This is a genomic window from Bradyrhizobium sp. NBAIM08 (genome assembly GCF_020193935.1).
Classification (GTDB): Bacteria; Pseudomonadota; Alphaproteobacteria; order Rhizobiales; family Xanthobacteraceae; genus Bradyrhizobium; species Bradyrhizobium yuanmingense.
The window spans coordinates 1-425 of the sequence record NZ_JADYVR010000641.1 but is presented as its reverse complement, the minus strand read 5'-3'; the positions used below and the strand labels follow the sequence as shown (position 1 = coordinate 425).

Here is a 425-nt window from a genome sequence, read left to right as displayed (position 1 = left end):
CAACTAGTTCGATCGCCGCGGCGGCTTGAGCTCGCTCTGCTCAGACACTTTCGTAGTTACTCTCAAATCACACAAGCATGAATCAGTCAGCATCTCCACTGCAATACAGCGCGGCCGCATCGCTCGAAGCGCATCTCGGTGACCCTCGTTACCAGGAGAACGTGTTGTCGTTTGAGCGTTCGATTGAGCTGGACGAAGCAGAAGCTTACCCGGAAGCGGCGTGCCGAATGCTGGAAGACTGGGGCTTGCACAACTACTACGTGCCGGTTGAGTTCGGTGGCCAACTCGCTTCTGTTGAGGAATTCCTGGCGTTGGTCAAAGTTGTGTCGAGGCGTGACTTTACTGTGGCGGTGGCCCACGTCAAGTCGCTTTTGGGGGCCGTTTCGGTTTGGTTCGGAGGCAGCGTCAGCCAACGAGATAGAGTG

The 425-nt window shown here is 56.2% G+C and carries 1 protein-coding gene; it reads left to right on the top strand.

All coding sequences use genetic code 11. The features are described from left to right. Positions 1-77 precede the first annotated feature (77 nt). Positions 78-425 (top strand): acyl-CoA dehydrogenase family protein (locus I6F37_RS41350; RefSeq protein ID WP_225154573.1); only part of this gene is annotated, 348 nt, incomplete at its 3' end.